Origin of the sequence: Streptomyces sp. NPDC057743, from assembly GCF_042798755.1 — a bacterium.
Taxonomy (GTDB): domain Bacteria; phylum Actinomycetota; class Actinomycetes; order Streptomycetales; family Streptomycetaceae; genus Streptomyces.
Window position 1 is genome coordinate 15,519 of record NZ_JBHVJX010000057.1, and the last position, 17,896, is coordinate 33,414.

11 protein-coding genes are annotated in these 17,896 nt (G+C 70.7%); 3 read left to right on the forward strand and 8 right to left on the reverse strand.

Going from position 1 to position 17,896, the window contains the following annotated elements; translation table 11 throughout:
• The first annotated feature begins 55 nt into the window (after positions 1-55).
• The gene (locus ACFVFQ_RS36005; RefSeq protein ID WP_383424457.1) at positions 56-577 is read left to right on the forward strand and encodes a MarR family winged helix-turn-helix transcriptional regulator; all 522 of its coding nucleotides are present in this window, start codon (positions 56-58) and stop codon (positions 575-577) included.
• Positions 578-631: 54 nt separating this feature from the next.
• Here the strand turns inward: ACFVFQ_RS36005 and ACFVFQ_RS36010 are convergent, their stop codons facing one another.
• From ACFVFQ_RS36010 to ACFVFQ_RS36020, 3 genes are all read right to left on the reverse strand, one after another.
• Positions 632-1,714, reverse strand: a complete 1,083-nt coding sequence (locus ACFVFQ_RS36010) for a protein kinase family protein (protein ID WP_383424459.1) — start codon at positions 1,712-1,714, stop codon at positions 632-634.
• A gap of 558 nt (positions 1,715-2,272) precedes the next feature.
• On the reverse strand, positions 2,273-3,016 hold the full coding sequence (locus tag ACFVFQ_RS36015) for a hypothetical protein (protein ID WP_383424461.1): 744 nt from the start codon (positions 3,014-3,016) through the stop codon (positions 2,273-2,275).
• On the reverse strand, positions 3,013-6,846 hold the full coding sequence (locus tag ACFVFQ_RS36020; protein ID WP_383424463.1) for a virulence factor: 3,834 nt from the start codon (positions 6,844-6,846) through the stop codon (positions 3,013-3,015). The genes ACFVFQ_RS36015 and ACFVFQ_RS36020 overlap by 4 nt, the downstream gene beginning before the upstream one ends.
• 602 nt (positions 6,847-7,448) lie before the next feature.
• Here ACFVFQ_RS36020 and ACFVFQ_RS36025 point away from each other — a divergent pair.
• Positions 7,449-8,375: an FG-GAP-like repeat-containing protein gene (locus tag ACFVFQ_RS36025; protein WP_383424465.1), complete on the forward strand. Its 927-nt coding sequence runs from the start codon at positions 7,449-7,451 to the stop codon at positions 8,373-8,375.
• Positions 8,376-8,794: 419 nt separating this feature from the next.
• On the opposite strand, the gene ACFVFQ_RS36030 is transcribed toward ACFVFQ_RS36025, so the two are convergent.
• The 4 genes from ACFVFQ_RS36030 to ACFVFQ_RS36045 all read right to left on the reverse strand — a co-directional run bounded on the left by ACFVFQ_RS36030 (position 8,795) and on the right by ACFVFQ_RS36045 (position 12,750).
• Positions 8,795-9,553, reverse strand: a complete 759-nt coding sequence (locus ACFVFQ_RS36030) for a class I SAM-dependent methyltransferase (RefSeq protein WP_383424467.1) — start codon at positions 9,551-9,553, stop codon at positions 8,795-8,797.
• Between the two features lie 641 nt (positions 9,554-10,194).
• Positions 10,195-10,686, reverse strand: coding sequence for a hypothetical protein (locus ACFVFQ_RS36035; RefSeq protein WP_383424469.1), 492 nt, complete (start codon positions 10,684-10,686; stop codon positions 10,195-10,197).
• Between the two features lie 217 nt (positions 10,687-10,903).
• The gene (locus ACFVFQ_RS36040; protein ID WP_383424473.1) at positions 10,904-12,241 is read right to left on the reverse strand and encodes a hypothetical protein; all 1,338 of its coding nucleotides are present in this window, start codon (positions 12,239-12,241) and stop codon (positions 10,904-10,906) included.
• A gap of 125 nt (positions 12,242-12,366) precedes the next feature.
• Positions 12,367-12,750 carry a hypothetical protein gene (locus ACFVFQ_RS36045; protein ID WP_383424475.1) on the reverse strand — a complete coding sequence of 128 codons (384 nt, stop codon included), beginning with the start codon at positions 12,748-12,750 and terminating at the stop codon, positions 12,367-12,369.
• Positions 12,751-12,987: 237 nt separating this feature from the next.
• Here ACFVFQ_RS36045 and ACFVFQ_RS36050 point away from each other — a divergent pair, with 237 nt between their 5' ends.
• Positions 12,988-16,689, forward strand: a complete 3,702-nt coding sequence (locus ACFVFQ_RS36050; RefSeq protein WP_383424477.1) for a hypothetical protein — start codon at positions 12,988-12,990, stop codon at positions 16,687-16,689.
• A gap of 29 nt (positions 16,690-16,718) precedes the next feature.
• Here ACFVFQ_RS36050 and ACFVFQ_RS36055 read toward each other — a convergent pair whose 3' ends face one another.
• A complete protein-coding gene (locus tag ACFVFQ_RS36055; protein WP_383424479.1) occupies positions 16,719-17,792 on the reverse strand; it encodes an FAD-dependent monooxygenase in 1,074 nt (357 codons plus the stop codon).
• Positions 17,793-17,896 lie beyond the last annotated feature (104 nt).

Genomic DNA, 17,896 nt, shown 5'->3' on the forward strand with positions numbered 1-17,896 from the left:
GCCCCTCTCTCCATTGGTTAGCTTGCTAATGAATTTATTGAGTAAGCTAACAGTCATGCGAGAGAGCAGCAAGCAGCAGACCGGCCAGGCTCCGGAGTCGGCCCCCGACGAGCACGGCGTGGAGGAGCTGGCACGCGCCGCTGACCAGCTGTTCTATGCCATGCGTCGATCACGGGCCGCCACCGTCGGCCGGTCCGCGACCGGACTGTCCACGGCCCAGCTCGCCCTGCTCGCTCCCCTGACGGCGGACGACGGGAGCGAGGGGTTGCCGGTCGGCAGGCTCGCCGCCGGCGCGGAGGTCAGCGTCCCCACCGCCACCCGCATGCTCAAGCAGCTCGAAGCCAACGGGGTCGTCAGCCGGCGCCGCGCCGCACACGACGAGCGCCAGGTCCTGGTCCGGCTCACCGACGAGGGCACCCACCGGTTGGAAGCCATGCGCACCGAACTCCGGGCCCGCCAGTCCCGCGCCCTTTCCCACTTCACCCCGGACGAACGCCGGTCACTCACCGCGCAGTTGCACCGGCTCGCCGACCTCATCAACGCGACGATGCCCGGCGCGGACGCCACACCGAGGTGACGGGAGCGGACCCCACGCCACGACGAACGACCCGGACCCGCCGACCTACCGCCACTACCCCTCGCCCGCGGCCCTCCACAGGTCCGCCGCCGGGAACGGGGTCCGCTTGCTCCGGGTGAGCAGTCGGCGATGGAAGTCGTCGAGGAGGAGCGCGGTGCGGGCGTGCCGGTCAATCAGGGCGGCGATCCGCGGCGGTACATCGGGGCGGCGGCCGGCCAACCAGGCACGCAGGAAGGCTTCGGGGCTGAGGTCGGACTCGCACGCACCGCCCTGGCGCACCTCGGGAAGGACGTGGTGGCGCAGGAGATGCCAGGGGGCGTAGTAGCGGTCGTAGCCGAGGTGGTCCGTCAGGAAGGCGGCTTCCTGGGGCGAGAGCGCGAAGTCGCGGCTCAGCGCCAGGCCGAAATCCGCGAAGTACACCTGCCGGCCGTCGGTCAGCAGGTTGCGGAAGTGCGCGTCAAAGTGCACCAGTCCGCGGGAGCTCAAGAAGGCCGCCCCCCGGGCCAGTTCGTCCTCCACCCACTGGTAGTGCGCGCCGGCCTCCGAGGGGGTTCGGGCCGTGGTACGAGCGGCGGCGAGCCAGGCGGCGAGGGTCCCCGGCACGTGCTCCAGGAAGAGCACCAGACTGGCGGAGGCCCGGCCGATGGCCTCCAGTCGGCGGCGCACGGCGGGTTCCCCCTCCCAGTGGGCGACCGCCCCGTCGATGCCGCCGAACTCGTCGACGAAGCCTGCCGGCGGGCCGTCGGGCAGCACCCGCCAGTGGTACAGCAGGGGAAAGCCGGGGTGCGCGCCCGTCAGGACCCATCCGGTGGTCAGCAGGTGTGCGGCCAGCTCGCGCCAGGCACCGAAACCGGCGGAGCCGATCCCGTACTGGTAGCAGAGCGGCAGGTCGAAGAGGTTGGCGGTCGAGCGCAGGTGTTCCCTGCGCAGTTCGAGGTCGGTCAGCGGGATGCGTTTGACGAAGACGCGCACCCCGTCGACGTCCAACTCCCCGGCTCGGCCGCCGATGCCCACACCCAGGGACGGGGCCGCGGCGATCGCATCGCGGAGCCGCTGGTCACCGAACTGGGACAGCCGGGTCCCCACCATCGCGTAGGCGGACCGGCGCGCAGCGCGCCGCGACTCGGCTTCGTTCATCGGGAGCTCCAAGGTGACTGCCACACGACCCACACGGCCGTTGACGTCGCATCATGCCAGCCGACCGCGAACTAGCCACCATTCCAGCACAGTTGGGCGAACTCGACGCCGCCTCGCACCGCAGCCGCACCTACGGCCTCAGGTAATGGGCATGGAGCACCACACCGCCCTCGGGTTCACCGCAGCTAGGCCATCTGTCAGCGGAGAGTGGCCCGTTGAATCCATTGCGCGCCGCGCCTGGCGGGAGTGGTGCGGTCTCTACCGAAGCGTCGAAGACGTAGCGATCCGCCGTGTTGAGGCAATCGGAGATGGCGAGCGCCTGCTCGGCGAGTGGAAGGGCGGGCACCTCGTTGCGGGCCTCGCAGGTAGCGCCGTGAAGGTGCACCCAGAGCGCACCGCGCACTTGCACGAGATACACACCTCTGTTGTGAGCTGCCTAGAGCACCGGCGCTTCCGTCGAGCCGAGGGGCGGGGGTTCCGGCTGTCGCGACAGCCCATCAATCTCACTGGGCCCGTACTCGGGTGAGTGCGGGCCCAGTGGTGCATGGAGTGCGAGCGTTACATCTGCCGGTCCCCCTGCCAGGTGACCGACGCCAGCGCGGCCAGGCCGCCATGGGCCAGCCCCTTGTAGGTCACCCTCCGGGCGGGACCCAACTCGTGTGCGAGCCGCTTCGCCAGGTCCAACCCCTCCTGGAACAGCCGCTCCCACTCGGCGTCATACTTGCCCTCCTCCCGGTCCCGCAGGTCCAGGTTCAGCGTGGTGTCGATGCTCTTCGCCCACGTGTACAGGTCGGCGACGAGGTTGTCGGACAGGTCCAGCGCGGCAGCGGGATCGTCCGGGAAGAAGTCCCCGAATCCTTCGGAGCGCAGCGGCCCGAACGCGTACTCGCCCTCGACCGTGACGTCGACCGGATGCGGGGGCGTGTCGTGGTCGTCGCGCTCCCAGTGCAGTCGGTCGCAGCCCCAACACAGCCACTTCGCCGTCCGGTGGCGCTCGTCCCAGTAGCGCACGGACCAAGACGACCCGAGCCGCCGGGCTAGTCGCTGGGCGGTCGCCAGCCCCTGCTTGACGTGCTTGCGCAGGTCCGGGCGAGAGGTGAAACCCCCCGCCGGGCGGGACAGCGACCAGGCATGCAGTGCGTCCGCCAGGTCGGCCGGGAGGGCCAGCCACTCGTCGTCCAGCGGGACAGTGCGGGTGTAGGCGCCGGGGTCGTCGTAAGCCGCGGGGTCCTCGGGCTCGTACAGCGGGGACGGCTCACCCCGGGCCTGCACGAGCACGGGGCGCGGTTGTTCGGCTGTCATACGGGATTGGCTCCGATCACGTATCCGTTGTCGCCCACGCTAATGGCCAGACGCTGGGTCTTGCCCTGGAAGGTGACCTCGTAGATCCCCCTGCTGGCCCCCTGGGTGCCGACCCGCGTGCCCTCGGTCAGTGCCGTCTTCACGAGGGCCGGGATATCCTCCACCCTGACTCCCGCGGTCGCGAACTCTCCCGCGTGCCGGAACACGATATGCACCAGGCCCCTGTTGACGTCGCCCTTCTCCAGCCAGGCTAGGGGCACACCGGGCTTGGAGAACTCGGCGATCCAGATCGTGTTCGTCTTGTCGAACTTCACCCCGGCGCCCGTGAGCCTTTCGAGCAGCTTCGAGTCGACGGCGGAACGGTGGATCTTGGCCCGTTCCGCCACACCGGCTGCGATACGCAGCCCCAGGCCCGCCGCGCTCGTGGCGTCGCCGACCTGGGCGGCGCCCTTCTCTCCGTAGATCTTCTTCAGATCCGCGAGAACCTGCGCGGATTCCTCGCCGGTCTTGATGGCCTGTTCGGCCCGTATCGCGAGCTTGGCCGCTTCGGCGAGTTTCTCGGCCATCGAGGGCGGTACGAGCACCGCGGCGGCCCAGGCGCAGCTGGACTTGTCGCCGTGGTAGCACCGGGCGGCGTCACCCAGCACGATCTCGTACAGGACGGCGCCGGCCTTGTCTCCGAAGAGGTTCTGCCAGCCAATCCGGGTGATGTCACCGAAGCTGAAGTGGTGGGTCCAGTTGTTCGTCTGGTTCTTGAGCGTCTCCGTGCCGAGGAACAATGTGTCCGGCTGCGGGCAGCCGGCCTCAGTGGCGGGGACGGCGGGATTGAGGCAGTAGTAGTAGCTGACCGTGACATCGAGGTGTAGCTCGTACGTCACGGTGCAACCCTGAGGCACGTAGTCGCACTGGTTGAGTTGCTTGGCCGGTCCCGCCTCCGTGACCTTGTCGACGACGTAGAAGACGCGGTCGACGCCGGTTCCGGCGCCCGTCGAGACCTGCTTGTTCGCGTCTCCACGCTCGGTCTGTTCGGCTGCCTGCTGCGCGGATTCCGCGTGCTTTTGAGCGTCCTTGGCTGCTTCTTCGGCGGCGGTGGCGTCCGCGTCGGCTCGATTGGCTGACGCGCGGGCCTCGTTGGCGGCCTGTTCTGCTGCGTCGGCGGCCTGGCGGGCCGCTTCGGCGTCGAGGGCCGCTTCGTCGGCGGAGTCGCGGGCGTCCTTGGCGTAGCCCTCGGCCCGGCCGGCTGCCGCGTCGGCCGCTGCGGCGTCCTCGGTGGCCTGCCGGTCGTATGCGAGCGTGCGTGTCAGTGATTGCGCGGCCTTGGACGCGGCGTCAGCGGCGTCGGCCGCGTAATTGAGTGCCTCGTTGGCATAACCGCGTGCTTCTGATGCGTAGTTGGCGGCGTTGGCGGCGCTTTGGTAGGCGGCCTTGGTGTCTTCGGCGGCCTTGTCGGCGAGGCTTTGGGCGAGGGCTGCTTCCTTCTTGGCGTTCTTGGCGTGCGCTTCGGCCACAGCGGCCTGTTGCTCGGCGATGGTCTTCGAACCCTGGCCGGAGAGCACGACCAGCGGGGCAGCGGAGTCGGTGGTGATGTAGGGCGAGCCCAGTTGGATGGCGTCGTTGGCCGGCTTGGCGACCTGTGCTGCCGCCTGACGGGCGTCGGCGGCTGCCTGGGCGGTGGCATAAGCGAAGCCGGCGGCCTTTGCCGCTGCTGCCCGGGCTTTGTTGGTCTCCTTCTGCGCCTCGTCAGCATGGGACTTGGCGTCTTTGGCGTGCTGTTCGGCCTCGTCGGCGTCCTTGACGGCGGCGTTGGCCTCGGCGGCGGCGTGCTGGGATGCGGTGATGGCGTCCGCGGCGGCGCTGGTGGCTGTCCTTACCGCGGCGTCGGCCTTGAGTTTGTCGGCCTGGGCCGCGTCGGAAGCAGCTCGGGCCCTGGTTGCGGCGGCTTCGGCGCGAGTGGCCGCGGCATCGGCGTCCGCTGCGGCCTGCGTGGCCGCGTTAGCTTCACCGCGTGCCGACTTGGCCGCTGATTCGGCGGTGTCGGCTGCGTGGTCTGCGGCGTCGGCTGCGGCGCGGGCCTCGGTGGCATTGTCGTCGGCGTCGTGCGCGTCGGCGTAGGCATCCTTGGCGTCCGCTTTCGCGCGTGCGGCATCCGCCTTCTGTTCGGCGTCCCAGGCGTCATCCCGCTTGGCCTTGGCGTTGTCGCGGGCTGCCTCCGCTGCTTGACGTTTTTGGGAGGCGGTGGTGGCCGCAGCGTCGGCCTTCTTCTTGGCTTCTTCCGCTGTGGACTGGTAGCCCTGGGCGTTGCGTTTGTGCTCGGCGGCTTCCGCCTTCTTAGCGTCGGCTCTCTCCTTCTGTGCCTTGGCGGTCTTTTCTTCGGCCTCCGCTGTCAGTCGCTTGGCGTGCGCATCGGCCGCGGCGGCCTTGGCGTCGGCCTCGGCCTTGAGGGCCTCCTGCAGCTTGCTTTCAGCGGTCTCTTTGTCCTTTTTCGCGTTGTCGCGGTGTTCCTTGGCGGAGGCGGCGGAGGCTTTGGCCTGCTGCTCGGCGAACTGTGCTGCCTCTTTGCGGAACTCCGCCTTCGACTGGGCGGCTTGTGCCAGCGCGCGCTGCGCGATCGTCGCGCTGTCGGAGGCCGAAGCGTGCGTGGCGGCCTCGGCGGTCTGCGCGGCGATGACCATGGCGTCCAGTGCGGCTGCCGTGCCGTGGGTGACCTGTGCCTTTTGCTGGGCGACCAGCAACCCGCGCCCGCGCGGGGCTCCGTTGGTGTCGGCGATGGTGTAGGCGGCCTGTTCGGCGGTGTCGGTGGTGGTGACGGCCCGCTTTGCCGCGGCTGCCTGTTGCTTCAACAGGATCAGCTGAGATTTCGTCACTGACTGGGCACTGGCCAGGCTCTTCTTGGCCTTGTCGAACTGCGCCGCGTCGGGCTTGGTGGGTTTGCTGCTGCCAGCCCCGCCGGGTGACCAGTAGGACTGCCATCTGGCGACATGGTCGGCCACCCAGGAGTTGCCCAGCATGTTGCCCAGGATCTTGGCTCCGGAAACAAGGGCCTTGGCCGCGTTGGTGTTGGCGTCCAGAATCTGGTTGCGCTGTGTGGCCTGCGAGGTGATCTCCTGCTGCCACTCCTCGGCCGCGGTGCTCACTTCGTTGCCGAGGACCTTGTCGGGGTCGATCGGATCGCGCCATGTGCATGCGGCGAAGCGGTTCTTGAGGTTCTCGACGGCGATGCGGAACTCGGCAGTGTCCGGGTCCGGCGCCGACTTGGGGAAGCCTCCCGATTCCAGGAAGATCCGGGCGTTGTCGGCGCCCATCGGCTCTACCGTCTGGTTCAGCAGGTAGTCGTACGCGTCGTGCTCGGCCAGGGCACGGTTCCACTCATCCCGAGGCAGGCTCGGGTCCGGGTCGTTGGCGTACAGCGGGCCGCCCTGGGCCGCCACCGCGTCCCTCGTGGCTTTGTCGGCGGACGCCGTGGGGTCGTCGTAGAACGTGTCCTCTTGCTGCCAGAAGTGGCCGGCGTACCACTGCCCGAGGCCGGTCTGAGCGTAGAAGTCCTTCTTCCCGTCGCCTGGGGAACCGGGCGGCCAGTGGAAGTCGGAGTCCGTGAAACCGCCTGGCGTTTCCAGGCCCTCCAGGGGCGTCTGCCATCCCGTGGCTAAGGCGCTGAGGTCGTTTATGGCCTTGAGGGCGGTGTCCTTGTCACTGCCGTAGGCATGGCCAAGTGGAGTGTCCCCCCAATGCTCACGATTGGCTAGGACGTGCAGCTTGTCCGGGGGCTGGTTGAGGCCGTCCTGGGCTACCGCTGCCATCGACGTTCCGCCTAGCCGCAGCACGTCGTTCATCAGGCACTGGTCTTGCCGCAGCCGCTCAGCCGCGGTGTCCTCCTGCCAGTCGTAGGAGTCACTGACCTTGCTGGTGCGGTCGCTCTGTTTCGGTGTCAGAGGTCCCGGTTGAAGGGCAAGCCCGGCTACCAGAACCAGCGCGGTGACTGGCGTCAGCGCCGGAGCGAGGCGTATAAGTCTTCGTTTTCTTAGCCCACTTGGCGAAGTCCTGCGGGGCAACTCGGCTCCTTCCGCGTGCCGCCGCCGGCGGCACGAATGAGCATGGGCCTGACACGAGTCCCCTCAGTTCACGGGCGCTGGCGCCGAGTTGGCGGCAGGGCGAACTGACACGAGACGGACATCGGGCCGCATCAACAGACTTGATCTTCACTGATACATCACAGGGTGCACACACTAGGCGCACGGCATGTACATGTGGCAAGATCCGTGAGGCGGCCAACTCCCACAGTGATCACGCGACCTTCCTGATATGACTCGCAGTCATATGCACTGGATGTACTGCTCGTTCGCAATGAACCGGAGAATTCGGGCAGCCACGATCCGCGGCAGTCCGCCAACGCCGACCATCACCTGCGTTTTCGATCCAGTTCACGGGAGATCCCATGCCTGGCCTCGCCAACTACCGCCACGACAGGCTGCTCTCGCGGCTTACGGTCACGCTCGTGGTCGCAGCCCTGATCGCCACCACGGGCAGTGCCGCATCAGCGGACACCGCCACATCGACCGAGGCACCCGACGCCTCCCAGATCACGAAGGCAGCCCGCGACGCAGCTCCGGCGCAGCCCCGCTCGCCCCAGGCGTCCGCATCACGGGCTGCGGTCTTCGGCATGTTCGCCATCGACACCCAGGGCAACCTCTACTCCTACGCGCCCGACAACTCCCAGGTCCTTGCCCCTCGCGAACTCCTCGCCACCGACTACGGCAACGTACGGACAGCCAGCAGCGCCGACGACGACGGGGACGGTGTCGCCGACGACACCTGGGTCTGGACGACCGACGGCGGCATGTCGAGTAGCTACGGATACGTCGGAGGCGGCTGGAACATCTACGACACCGTCTTCTCACCAGGCAACCTCGGCGGCGCCCCCGGCTACGACGTACTCGGCCGAGACTCGTCCGGCGTCCTGTGGCTGTACTTGGGCAACGGCGACGGCACCCTCACCGCCCGCCGCAAGGTCGGCGGCGGCTGGGACGCATACACGCAGATAGTCGGCAAGGGCGATCTCACCGGAGACGGCTGGCCCGACATCGTCGCCCGCGACACCTCCGGAGTCCTCTGGCTCTACCAGGGCACCGGAGACCCCGATGCCCCCTTCGCGACACGTACGAAGATCGGGAGCGGCTGGAACGCCTACGACGCCCTGGTTGCCACAGGCGACATGGACCTCGACGGGAAAGCCGACCTCATCGCCCGTCAGCCCAACGGCGACCTCTACTTCTACAAGGGCACCGGAAACCCAGCGGCCCCCTTTGAGCCGAAGCGGAACGTCGGCCACGGCTACCAGAACTACCGCGTGATGTTCTCCTGAACAACCAGACCGCTGCTCCGCATAGAGCAGCTTGTTGCTTCTTCCTTGGCCCACTCCCCAGCTCGGGGCTGGCGAGCCGCCGCTGCGCTGGTGTTCGTCTGCCTCCACCGACGAGCCGAGGGAGGGGGCCGGCGTCGCTGACGTACACGGTGCTGCACCCGCTGGGCGGCCCGGTTGGAGGGGCGCCGCTGGCGGACAGGTCGGAGGACGCTCACCTCGTCTACCAAGTGACGGTCGTCGCGGCGCGTACCGATCAAGCCGAGTGGCTCGCGGATCGCATGCGGGAAGCACTTCTAGGCCGCAGGGACGCTGGCCCGTGGGCGAACGCGGTCGACGCGCCTGGCGCTGCGCTCATAGCGGGCACGGTCGCCGGCCGACGGAGACTCATTCCGTCCCGACGGCCCCAGGCTCGGCGGCGCTCAGCTCGGCTTGGTGGCCGAGACAACCATGGTGGGAACCCAGGGACCGCTCCACCACATGCGTGCCCCCGCACCTCGGCAGGTCACGCCGGACAACCCGAGTCGTTGCAGATGAGCGCCGTACTGACGGGCGTTGCGGAGATCGACGATGACGAGGCGGCCGCCGGGCCTGAGCACGCGCACCGCCTCCTCGACCGCCGAGGCGCGGCCGGCCGGATCGGAGATGTTGTGGATCGCCAGGCTGCTGATCACGAGGTCGAAACGACCGTCCTCGAAGGGGAGTTGGGTCATATCGGCCGTGTGGAGCTCGATGCGGTCGGCGACGCCTTCTGCCTGTGCGTTGCGTTCGGTGACGGCGGGGTGGTTGCCGCTCTGGTCCTGACTGCGCCACAGGTCGACGCCGTGGGCCCGGCCGTCGGGTATGCGGCGGGCGGCCGCCAGAAGCACCGCCCCGCGCCCGCAGCCCAGGTCGAGGATCTGCTCGTCCCCACGGAGCGCCAGTTCGTCGAGGAGCTTCTCCCAGACGAGGAACTTGCCGCGCCGGGTCACGTAGAGGAAGAGTGCCGCGGCGGCGAGCGCCACGCAGCCGGCGAGGACCGCCCAGGGCGCAGGGGCCAGGCCATCGACGGCCAGGGAGACCAACCCCCAACCCAACAGCCCCAAGCCCACCACCCCGTACAGCGCCGGAACGTAGGGGGCGTCGACGCCGTACGTCCCACGACGCCGCGCCGAATTCCCGGTTGATGTGCGGTAGTTCAAGGTCCTGTCCCTCCCTGCCCGTCAGCGTTCCACGTGGTCAGCCCCAAGGTAGTCAATCCCCTGTCACGGCTGCCTGTGGTTGTCACCGCGACCTTGCTCCGGGCGGCGCGAGCGGGCCATTCACCGGGCCGGGCGTGGCGCATCTCGACATTGCGGCGTGCGGTGCGACAGATTCCGTGCGGGCGGAAGAGGAAGGCCGTGGCGTGACGCCTGGGGAGGGGCGGCTGGGCGCACCGACGTGCGAAGGGCAGCGCGCCCAGCCTCTTCCCGTCCGTCCATTCCCGACGGGCCTGTTCCGACGCTAGGGGGCAGCCAGGCGGGTCGCCAGGCAGGCACGTCCGCCTTCGGTACGCGCGGGAGCGGAAGATGCATACGGGCTCCCGGCAGCGGGAGCCGCCAGTCGACGCCCTTGCCGTTCATGCGCGGGTCGAGGGTTGGCCTGCGGGGCTCCATGTCGCACCGCAGGACGGCCCTTCGCCTCTCTGTTTGGTCGCCGGCCAACAGCCTTCCCTGCAGTGGTCCGATCCCTGCGCTCGGGGTCGACCCTTAGACGTGGGCAATGTGCCAGCTCCGTTCACCGCAGAACGCCCCGGCCCTGCCCGTCTGTTGGCGGCCAGGGCCGGGGCGTCCTCGGGCGCGCGTCAGGTGACCGGTGTGATGGAGAGGCCCTGCTTCTTCAGGGTGTTACCCGCGTACACGTCCACGGTGAAGTCCAGGCGCTGGCCGTGGTGGACGTGTTTCCGGAAGTCGCAGATCGTCCAGCCGCCGGCGACGCCGGCGTAGTCCTTGCAGTCGAAGAAGTCGCCTGCGGTGTTGCCCATGTAGAAGGCGCGTGCCTCGACGTGGTAGCCGTCCCTGGCCAGGTCGCGGACCCAGAACCGGCCGGACCGCGAGCATGCCTGGCCCAGGACCTTGCCCCCGTGAAGGGTGACGATGGTGCAGTCCCTCGGCAGGTCCCACGGGGTGCCGCTGATCCGCTTGGCGTTGGCGACGTAGTCGTGCGGGCGCGAAGTCAGCGCTGGGGAAGGGGTGTTGTGGGAGGCGGGCTGCGCGGTCGCCGGCATGGTGCCGGCTGCGGTCAGCGCCGCGACGGACGCAACCATGACCGCTGCCTTACGGAATGCTCCCGGCATGGTGTTTCCTCCTTGATCGGACTTGATCGGACTGATCGGGTTTGATCGGACTGTGGTGTTTCAGCGCCGCGCGACGAGGCGCCGGCCCGCGAGGGCCCGCTCCCGGCACGCGTAGGCCGGGCGGCTCTCCCCCCGTGGCAGAGCCACCCGGCCGGTCTGGTGGGGGCAGTCGTTTCGGGACGCCGACGGAGTCAGTTGTTCCGGGACGTCGACGGGGTCAGTTGTCCAGGGACGTCAACGGGACCGAGAACAGGACCCGTTCCGGGATGGCCGGCGGGTGCCACTTGGCGTCGGCGGCGGCCGCCCATTCGGTCAGCGACCACAGTTGGCCGGTCCGGCCGGAGAGGGCCATGCCCTCGGAGTGCTGTGCCCAGCACGCCTGCGGGCGGTCGGAGCCGCAGTCGTGGGCGGAGGTCGCGCCGTGGGTGGTCAGGCGCCACATGATGCCGTGTTGGCCGCGGCCGCCGCGGGCGTCGGCGGCGTACCACACGCCCTGGTGCGCAACGGCGCCCTGGAGGCCGACCGCCGCGGTGCGGTACGCCTCGGCCGCCGGTGCGTGGCCCTTGCCGTCCGTGGCGAGGGGCGCGGCGCTGTTGGGGGCGGCGAGGCGGTAGCGGAAGAGGCGGGCCGGCTGGTTGCCGCCCGAGGAGAACCACTCGTTGGCGACGATGCTGGGCCGGCTGCCGCTGCGGTCCAGGGACACCGAGGCGAAGCAGGGCGCCCCGCGGCTGGTGGAGGAATCGCAGGCGGAGTTGAGGCGGTAGGAGCCGATGGCGGGCATGACGTACTGGAGGCCGTGTGCCGCGTAGCCGCCGGACACCTTGCCGATCGCCGGGTTGTTCACGGTGGCCCGCAGGAGGTGCTTCATCGAGAACACGTACAGGGCGTTGTGGTGGGCGTCGCCGTTGGAGGCGGTGACGATCAGCTTGTCCCCGTACCAGGCCATGCCGCCCAGGTGGGAGCCGAGTTTGGCGAAGTTGTGGCCGCCGTCGGTCGGGACGGCCAGCAGCGCCCAACGGTAGCTGAGGGCCTTGGGGTTGTTCGCGTTGACGAAGGCCACGCGGGCCAGTCCGGCGTCGCGCGCGGGGCCCTTGGCGGCGTTGTGCGTCCAGCCGGACAGGATCACCTTGTCCGGGCCCCAGGTGCCGTTGCCGGTCGCGCCGTCGGAGGTGGTGACCGATTGTGGCAGCCAGTCCTGGGTGGTGGCGTCGCCGTGGTCCCAGCAGTACGCGGCCGCGGCCTTGGGGGCCAGGGGCAGCGCGGCCACCTCCGTGTGCGCGCAGTCCGCCGCGTTGCGCATGCGGTGGTTGGCGCTGTTCAGGACGGAGTGCACGCTCGCGTGCGGCAGCAGTCCGTCCAGCGTCGACAGCGTGTGTGGGCTCACCCGGTGCTCGGTGAGCGTCAGTTTGGCGCGCTCGGCCGCGGAGGTCAGCGGGACCAGTGGCCCCGGATTGCCGCCGGGCGCGTGCGGTGCGGCCTGGGTGCCGGTGGCCGGCAGCAGCGCGGCGCCGAGCGCCAGCAGTGCCGTCGCGGCGCACCGTAGGGCTCGTGTCATGTGCGGGTCCGATCTCTTGGTGCGGTGGTGACGTGGAGAGGTGGTGACGTGGAGAGGTGGTGAAGTGGTGAGGTGTTGGGCGGGGCCGGGCCGGGTGTGCGGCCCGGCCCCGCGCCGTGGCACGGTCAGCGGATCGGGGCCCAGGTGCAGTCCTCGATCTTGGCGCCCTTGTAGCTGCACACCTTGATGTTGAGGTGGCCGGCCGGCGACTGCGGCAGGCGGCCCCAGCCGCAGTGGCCCTTGGCGCTGGGGTCGTTCACCTTCAGCAGCACGGTGCCGTTGCCGGGGTCGCCGTGCTTGGGCCGGTAGATGTAGCCGCGCGTCCCCCAGCCGTCGGCCTTGTCGTCGCAGACCCCGATCTCGTGCTTGGCCTCGAACCACTTGGCGTGGCCGGAGTTGTCGTGGGTGTAGACGGTGAGGTCGTTGGCGGTCGCCGTCTGGGCCATCCCCACAAGGCCGATGCCCGCCAGTGCGAGCGCCGCCGGAACCTTGTACTTCGCGAACGTCATGGTCGCCCCCTTGTTCGGATTGTTCGGACCGGCCCCCGGATGGGGCCGGTTGTCCGTTCGGTTTTCCGTGGTGTCGGTTCGGTTTTTCTCGGCGGTCGGCGCGGCGGACGTGCCGCGGGCCGATCGCTGACATCGACCTTGGGGCGGCCGGGTATTGTCCGAAAGTCCTGCTCGCACAGGACAGACAAGTCGTTCAATGGTGCGGGCGGAACGGGCAGGCGATCGGGGGAGGTTGAGGTGACAGGTTCGCAAGGGGGTCGGCTGGGAAGGCCGGAGCGGCCGGTCGATCCGGACGCGGGTCCCATCCAGCGGCTGGCGTGGGAGCTGCGGCAGTTACGGCGGGAGGCCGGGACGCCGAGCTATCGGGTGTTGGCCAAGCGGGCGCACTTCGCGGCGAGCACCTTGGCGGAGGCGGCCAAGGGCGAGCGGCTGCCGTCGTTACCGGTCGCCGTGGCGTACGCGCGGGCGTGCGGGGGCGACGCCGCGGAGTGGGAGACGCGGTGGCGGGCCGCGGCCGCGGAGTGGGACGCCGACCGGGATGCGGACGGGGAGGAGGCCCACTGCCCGTATCCGGGGCTGGCCGCGTTGACGGCGGCGGACGCCGGGGTGTTCTTCGGCCGGGCGGAGCTGGTGAAGGAGGTGCTGCTGCGGGCGGAGAGCGAGCCGTTGGTGGCCGTGGTGGGGGCATCCGGCTGCGGAAAGTCCTCGGTGCTGCGGGCCGGGGTGCTGCCGGAGCCGGTCGACGGCCGTCATGCGCTGATGCTGGTGCCCGGCGCCGGGCCGCTGTCGGCGCTGGCCGCCGCCGTTGCGCGGCTGACCGGCGGCGAGGCGGAGCGGCTCGGTCGTCAACTGGCCGACGACCCGGCGGCGTCGGCGCTGGCGCTCCGCACCTGGCTGGCCGGGCGGCCGGAGGACGAGCACGTCCTGGTGGTGATCGACCAGTTCGAGGAGACCTTCACGCTGTGCGAGGACGAGGGCGAGCGGGACGCGTTCCTGGCGGCGGTGGCCGAGTTATGCCGTGGAAGCACCCCGCACCTCCGCACGGTGATCGCGGTCCGCACCGACTTCCTCGCGCACTGCTGCGCCCACGAGGCGCTGATGTCCGTCCTGCGCACCGGCGCGCGGCTCCTCGTCGGCCCGCCCACGCGCAGCGAGTTGCGGGACATCATCACCCAGCCCGCCGCGGCGGCCGGGGCGAGCGTGGAGCCCGGCCTCGTCGAGGCGGTGCTGGCCGATGCCGGGGGCCAGCCCGGCGCCCTGCCGTTGGTGGCGCACGCCATGCGCGAGGTGTGGCGGCGCCACGAAGGAACCACCCTACGGCTGGCCGACTACCGGGCGAGCGGCGGCATCCGTGGCGCCATCGCACAGACCGCGGAGCAGTTGTACGCCACCGTGCCGGCCCGTCAACAGGCGGCCCTGCGCGCGCTGTTCGTCCGTCTCACCGCCCTGGGCGAGGGCACCGAGGACACCCGGCGCCGGGTGCGGCGGGCGGAGCTCGACGGGCTGGCCGAGCCCGCCGTCCTGGACGCGCTGCTGCACCGGCTCTCCGCCGCCCGCCTGATCGTGCTGGCCGACGACACCGTCGAGGTCGCCCACGAGGCCGTCATCCGCGCCTGGCCCCGGTTGCAGGGTTGGCTCACCCGCGACCGCGAGGCCCTGCGCACCCACCGGCAGCTCACCACGGCCGCCCACACCTGGCAGGAATTCGGCCGCGACAAGGGGGCGTTGTACCGCGGCAGCCAGTTGAGCACCGCCCGCGCCTGGGCCGAGGGCGAGCCCGCGGCGCTCAACGACCTGGAGGACGCGTTCCTGGCCGCCAGCGTCGCCGCGGACCGGCGCCGGGTGCGCGGCACCCGCGGCGTGATCGCCACGCTCAGCCTGCTGCTGGCCCTCGCCCTGGTCTCCACCACCGTGGCCCTGTGGCAGCGCAGCGCCGCCGAGACGCAACGGAGCACCGCGATCTCCCGCGAACTGGCGGCGCGCGCCGACAACTTGGCCGTGCAGCGCCCCGAGGCCGCCATGATCGTGGCCCTCCAGGGGTACCGGCAGGCCCGCACGGCCGAGGCGCGCAGCAGCCTGCTCAGCGCCTACGCCCGGTACTACACCAACCAACTCACCGGCCACACCGGTGCCGTCGACGCGGTGGCGTTCTCCCCCGACGGTCGCGTGCTGGCCACCGGGAGCAACGACCACACCGTCAAGCTGTGGGCCCCGGCCACCCACCGGCTGCTCGCCACGCTGCCCGGTCACACCGATGCCGTCAACGGCCTGGCGATCAGCCCCGACGGCCGCACGCTGGCCACCGCCAGCAACGACCACAGCGTCAAGCTGTGGGACCTGTCCTCCCGGCGCACCACCGCGACCCTCCTCGGCCACGCCAACACCGTGACCGCGGTGGCCTTCAGCCCCGACGGCCGCACGCTCGCGAGCGCCAGCAGCGATCACACGGTGCGCCTGTGGGACGTGGCGTCCCACCGGGTGCGGGCCACGCTGACCGGCCACAAGGCGGCCGTGAACGCGGTGGCCTTCTCCCCCGACGGCCGCGCCCTCGCCACCTCCAGCAGCGACCGCACCACCCGCCTCTGGGACACCACCACCCATAAGACGACCGCCACCCTCACCGGCCACACCGACGCGGTGACCGGCGTCGCCTTCTCCCCCGACGGCCGCGCCCTCGCCACCTCCAGCGACGACCACACCGCACGCCTGTGGGACGCGGCCACGCACCGGCAGACCGCCACCCTCACCGGCCACAGCGGCAAGGTGGAGGGCGTGGCGTTCGCACCGGACGGCCGGACGCTGGCGACCGCCAGCAACGACCACACCGTCCGGCTGTGGGACCCGGCCGCGCACACCACGACCGGCGTGCTGTCCACCAACTCGACCGTGTTCGCCGTGGCGTTCGCCCCCGACGGCCGCACGCTCGCCGGCGCGGAGACCGACTACAAGGCGCACCTGTGGGACGTGCGCGACCAACGGCAGACCGGTGTTCTCAACGGCCGTGCGGGGGTGGTGACGACGACGGCGTTCGCGTCCACCGGCCGGCGGCGGGCCACGTTCGACCAGGGTGACGCGGTGGCGCAGTGGACGCGCGGCGGCCGCCCCGCCCTCACGCCCGGCACCGATCCCGCGCAGGTGGTGGCGAGCACACCCGACGGCCGCACCCTGGCCACCGCCGACGCCGACCACACCGTCCGCGTCTGGGACCTCACCGCCGGAAAACCGACCGCGGCACTACCCCAACCGCCCGGCAGCGTAAGGGCGTTGGCACTCAGCGCGGACGCCCGCTACGTGGCCGCCGTCGGCGCCGACGACACCGCCCGCCTCTGGGACACGACCACCCGTCGGAGGACGGCGACGCTCACCGGCATCCCCGGCCCGGTCAGTGCGCTGGCGCTCAGCGCGGACGGCCGCCTGCTGGCCACCGCCGGCTCCGACGGCACCGCCCGCCTCTGGGACACGGCCACCCGGCGCCGGCTGGCCACCCTCACCGGCCACACCAACACGGTCAACGCCCTCGCCTTCAGCCCCGACGACCGGACGCTGGGCAGCGTCTCCATGGACCACACCGCACGCCTGTGGGAGGTGCCCTCCGGCCACCCCGAGGGCACCCTCGCCGGCCACACCAACTCCGTCTACGGCCTGGCCTTCAGCCCCGACGGGCGCACCCTGGTGACCACCGCCGCCGACCACACCGCGCGCCTGTGGGACGTGCGCTCCCAACGCCCCGCCGGCGTCCTGACCGGATCGACGATCCCCCTCACGGGTGCCTGGTTCTCCCCCGACGGCCGCACCCTGGCCACCGTCAACAGCGACCGCACCGCCCACCTTTGGGACATCGACGCCACCGACGTCGCCCGCCGCACCTGCGCCGTGATCGACACCCAACGCTGGTCCCGCCTCCTCCCGGGCCTGCCGGCGGATGGGGTGTGCCGGTAGGAGGCCGGCATCGGGCGCCCCGCGCTCCCTCACCCTTGCTCTGCGCGGCCGCCGAACAGAGCCACGGCTTCCCGGCCCTTGCTCTGGTTCTCCGTGACGTAGGGGCGCAGTTCGGTCTCGTAGGCGGCGAAGGCGGCGCGGTGGTCGCCGTCGGCGGCGGACAGGTTACGGGCCAACGAGCGGGCCCCGAGCAGGGCTTGGGAGGTGCCCATGCCCGCGGTGGGGGCGGCGCAATATCCGGCGTCACCGAGCAGGGCGATCCGGCCGCTGGCCCAACGGTCGAGCTGGACCTGGCAGGTGGAGGCGAAGAAGAAGTCCTCGGCCCGGGCCATGGCGTCGAGCAGGCGGGGGACGTGCCAGCCGCGGCCGGCGAAGGCTGCGCGCACCGCGGCCTGCTGCACTTCGGGGCCGCGCCGGTCCAGCGCGGGCGAGTCGGTGGCGAAGGAGAGGCTGACGGTGATCCGCTCGGGGTCGCCGGCGCTGAAGAGGTAGACCGCGGCGTTCCCGGCGAGTTGCAGCACACCCTCGCGGTCCAGCCCCAGGAAGTTGTCGGTGGTGAAGCCGACGCCGGACAGGCCCAGATGGTGCAGCACCCGCTCATCAGGCTCGAAGGCCAACCGCCGCACCCGCGAGTAGACCCCGTCGGCACCGAAGACCAGGTCGAACTCGCGAGCGGCAGCCGTCTCGAACTCGACGGCGACGCCGCCAGGTTGCTCGCTCAGCCCCACGACCGAGTCATCGAAGAGGTACTCAATACCGTCTACCGCGGCGGTGATGTGGTGCAGAACCCGCGTGAAGTCGCCTTTGGGGACCTCCAGTTCACCCGCGAACGCCTCGGCGGGCAGCCGTCCGCTCTCGACCCCCGCCTCATCGACCAGTGTGGTGCCGCGCATCGCGGTGTCGAGCTCGCGCACTTCGGCGAGGATCCCGAGTTCGTCCAGGACCTCGAAGGCGGCGCCACGGAAGTCGATGGCGTAACCGCCGCCACGCACGGCGGGGGCGCGCTCGACGACGGTCACCCGATAGCCGTCGCGGTGCAGCAGATGGGCCAGCGCGAGCCCGGCGACGCCCGCACCCGAGATCAGAACCTTGGTTTCGGTCATGGCGAAGACGCTAGTGCTGTGACCGGAAACGATCACCGGGTTGGTGTCGACCGACCTCGCCTCCGGTGGGATCAGGGGACGTAGATAGGGTGGGCTGGTGTTCT

Coding starts and splice junctions, on each gene's coding strand:
- ACFVFQ_RS36015 (WP_383424461.1), bottom strand. CDS start 3,016: ATGACAGCCGAACAACCGCGCCCCGTGCTCGTGCAGGCCCGGGGTGAG.
- ACFVFQ_RS36045 (WP_383424475.1), bottom strand. CDS start 12,750: ATGACGTTCGCGAAGTACAAGGTTCCGGCGGCGCTCGCACTGGCGGGC.
- ACFVFQ_RS36035 (WP_383424469.1), bottom strand. CDS start 10,686: ATGCCGGGAGCATTCCGTAAGGCAGCGGTCATGGTTGCGTCCGTCGCG.
- ACFVFQ_RS36020 (WP_383424463.1), bottom strand. CDS start 6,846: ATGAACGACGTGCTGCGGCTAGGCGGAACGTCGATGGCAGCGGTAGCC.
- ACFVFQ_RS36005 (WP_383424457.1), top strand. CDS start 56: ATGCGAGAGAGCAGCAAGCAGCAGACCGGCCAGGCTCCGGAGTCGGCC.
- ACFVFQ_RS36010 (WP_383424459.1), bottom strand. CDS start 1,714: ATGAACGAAGCCGAGTCGCGGCGCGCTGCGCGCCGGTCCGCCTACGCG.
- ACFVFQ_RS36055 (WP_383424479.1), bottom strand. CDS start 17,792: ATGACCGAAACCAAGGTTCTGATCTCGGGTGCGGGCGTCGCCGGGCTC.
- ACFVFQ_RS36025 (WP_383424465.1), top strand. CDS start 7,449: ATGCCTGGCCTCGCCAACTACCGCCACGACAGGCTGCTCTCGCGGCTT.
- ACFVFQ_RS36040 (WP_383424473.1), bottom strand. CDS start 12,241: ATGACACGAGCCCTACGGTGCGCCGCGACGGCACTGCTGGCGCTCGGC.